This is a genomic window from Aquimarina aggregata (assembly GCF_001632745.1).
Taxonomy (GTDB): Bacteria; Bacteroidota; Bacteroidia; order Flavobacteriales; family Flavobacteriaceae; genus Aquimarina; species Aquimarina aggregata.
Genome location: NZ_LQRT01000032.1, coordinates 1 through 3100, shown reverse-complemented (window position 1 = coordinate 3100; position 3100 = coordinate 1). Strand labels below are relative to the sequence as shown.

Genomic DNA, 3100 nt, shown 5'->3' with positions numbered 1-3100 from the left:
GTGGGTAACACGATATATAGCAAATAGGGCAGTCAGTGTTTAATCGAAAGGTTGTTGTCTATTTGCAAAGTCGCCAAATCTTTTGATTTGGTATTAAAAAAGAAAAATTAAAACCACGCCGAAGACGTGGCAAGCAGAAAATACAAAAGATTTGGCTTGTGGCTAAACCGATAATAATCGCTTTTTTTCTGCCCAACTTGCCATATATTTAACGTTGTAGCCAATTCAAAATAAACTAATGGCAATTAATCAGTTTCCAATATTTATACTTCCAAAAAAATCGATTAAACAAAAGTTTGGTCATATACCAGAACAATTAGAAATTAAACATTCTGAATGGAAAAAATTTTGGGACAATTTTGTTGGAGATATAGATGGAGATATTGAACCTGACTTTGAAGACGCTAGAACTATAAAATGGTGGAAAGAAATAAACGTTGATATTTTAAATTTAGAAAAAGAAATAGACAAATTTATAACCCGTGCAAGTTGGACAAATGGTTTGAACTGGAAAAGTGAAAAGTCGGAATTTGATCACGATGCGTATATTGACATTAATGAGAATGGAGGTTTTATTGACGAGTTTCAATTCCGAACAGATCTAACAGATAAAACGTTGGTATTTCTAAATTCAATGCTCGAATTATGTCAGAAAAACGATTGGATATTAATGGATGTCCAAGGAAACCTAAGTAAACCCAACATTAAAGAGTTATCAAAATTAATCGGAAAATCAAATGCGCATAGGTTTTTGACAAATTCTACTAAGTTTTTTGACGAGTTATCTGACGAAAAATAAACTGGCTACAACACTATATATGTGATCATAGCTAATTAGTGATTAATCGATTGGTTCTTGTATATTTATGTAGGCGCAATGCTTACAGAATGAAAAAGTTAGCAACCAATGCGCAGTTTTTGTCGAAAACAGGATAACATTTTGCCCTGCTACGACACATATATTAAACGTTAGCATACATTATGAAAAAGATAATTTTAATATTTTTTGCAGTTATTGGAAATTTATCTTTTTCACAATGTACATATCATTTACCAGATTTGCTTATTTTGGAAAATGATACAATTATGTTCCAGAAATCACCTTTATATTCCCATCCTAAAATTGATTTTCAAAAACTGTTTTTAGAAAAAGGAATTAAGCCTCTTGGCTGGGGGAACACTAAAAATTTTCAAGCCGAATGGAAAATAATTGAAAACAAACTTTACTTATCAGATATTTATAGTTGCAATTACCTAAAAGATAATTACAAAGCAGATTTAAAAGATTTATTTAAAAAAAAGTATAAAAATGGATTAGTTCATGCCGATTGGTATTCTAACACATTATATGCTCCAAAGGGAGAGCATATTTGGTTAGGTGCCAGCCCAGGATGTAAAATTCATAAATCCGAATTGGAATTCACATTCAAAAATGGGGTTTTAGTGAAAAGTGACGTTTCTAACAATAACTTCTTTAAATCTATTTATACAGAAAACACTCAAAACTTAATTGAATTTATAGAAAAAAACATTGACTTAAGAGAAGTTATAGTGTCAGATGAAGAAATAATAAGGTTTACTATTACAATTAAAACGGGAAGCTCTAAAAATGATTTTTCAATTAATATAAAAGGAGATATTAAAGAAAATAATAAAAATGAGATTATCAAAATTGTAAAGCAATTGCCAAATTTTGATTATTATCATACTCAAGGGAAAGATTATAATATCATATTCCCCTTCAGAATAGCGTACAAAAAATTAACAGATTAAAAAACGTATGCTAACACTGTGTATGTTCCAAGTTGGCAAATAGTTTGTCTACGCTAGCGCTTCGCAAACGATTACAGCCAAACAAAACATACACTTAACGTTACACCCAATTAAAAAATGACAATATCAGAAAGGTTTGAAGGATGCATTATTTGCGGTGCGATTGGAGATGCATATGGAAGTGCATATGAAAATCTGGCAAAATCCGACTCTGATGATGCGAATACCTTTTATCTTTTTGGCAAACCTGAAAAGACAATTCCACAATGGAAAATTACCGATGACACGCAACTGACTTTAGCCACTTGCGAAGTAATTACGGAAAATAATAAATTGAAAACTGAGTATTTTGCTCAAAAATATCTGAATTATTTCAAGCAAAGAAGAATTACTGGAATTGGAGCTAGTACACTAAAAGCTTTTCAAGAATTAGAAGTCGGTGGACATTGGAGTCAAGTTGGTAGAAAAGGAGAATATGCAGCTGGAAATGGTGCTGCTATGAGAATCGCACCAATAGCTTTTGTTGACAAAATTACTCGTGATCAAATAAGAGAAATAAGTAACATAACGCACAATAATGATGAAGCGTATGTTGGTGCGCTATGCGTTACACTTGCGATACAGGCAGCCATAGAAAAAAAATGGACAGGTAAAGAAAATCTCATTGAATTACTAATTGATCAAATTCCAGACACAAGATTAAAAGACCGATTAATTGAAATAAAAGACATAGATAACCTATTAGAGATTGGAGAGAAAGGAAATGATGGATATGTTGTAAATTCTGTGCCATTAGCAATTGCTTCAGCAAATCAAGTGACCAAAATCGGAATAGAAGGTATATTTGAACAGCTAATTGAAATTGGAGGAGATACGGATACTAATGCTTCAATAGCTGGGCAGATAGTTGGAACTTTAATCGGACGAAAAGGAATTCCTGCAAGTCTGATGTCTAAATTAATAGAACTAGATCAGTTTGATTGGATTGAAAAAACAATAAATGATGCTATAATAAAAAACTGGGTGTAACAGCACCTATACGATAATGCGGGGTTTAGGTTCAATCGAAAGGTCATTGTCTATTTGTAAAGTCGTCAAATCTTTTGATTTGGTGTTAAAAGAGAAAAATTAAAACAAAATGCAAAAAATTTGGCTTAGTGCTAGTTCGAAAACCAGTGATTTTTTGCTTCCGCACTACGCATAGCTAAACGTTGTAAGCCATTTGATGAAAAAAATATTTATAATTTTAATAATATCTATAACATTAGTAATTGGACTAATATGGATACTTGGTCAAAAAACTAAATTTAGTTACGTGGAGAATAAC

Annotated in this window: 3 protein-coding genes; all 3 read left to right on the top strand. The window is 31.6% G+C overall.

Going from position 1 to position 3100, the window contains the following annotated elements; translation table 11 throughout:
* Positions 1 to 238: 238 nt before the first annotated feature.
* The 3 genes from AWE51_RS18285 (at position 239) to AWE51_RS18275 (ending at position 2802) form a co-directional block, all read left to right on the top strand.
* Positions 239 to 799 (top strand): hypothetical protein, encoded by a 561-nt coding sequence (locus AWE51_RS18285; RefSeq protein WP_066316493.1) that lies wholly within the window; start codon positions 239 to 241, stop codon positions 797 to 799.
* A gap of 182 nt (positions 800 to 981) precedes the next feature.
* A complete protein-coding gene (locus AWE51_RS18280; protein ID WP_066316491.1) occupies positions 982 to 1773 on the top strand; it encodes a hypothetical protein in 792 nt (263 codons plus the stop codon).
* A 117-nt stretch (positions 1774 to 1890) separates the two neighbouring features.
* Positions 1891 to 2802, top strand: a complete 912-nt coding sequence (locus AWE51_RS18275) for an ADP-ribosylglycohydrolase family protein (protein WP_066316482.1) — start codon at positions 1891 to 1893, stop codon at positions 2800 to 2802.
* Positions 2803 to 3100: the final 298 nt, after the last annotated feature.

Excerpts from the sequence above, each read along its gene's own strand:
- AWE51_RS18285 (WP_066316493.1), top strand. The coding sequence starts at position 239 with ATGGCAATTAATCAGTTTCCAATATTTATACTTCCAAAAAAATCGATT.
- AWE51_RS18280 (WP_066316491.1), top strand. The coding sequence starts at position 982 with ATGAAAAAGATAATTTTAATATTTTTTGCAGTTATTGGAAATTTATCT.
- AWE51_RS18275 (WP_066316482.1), top strand. The coding sequence starts at position 1,891 with ATGACAATATCAGAAAGGTTTGAAGGATGCATTATTTGCGGTGCGATT.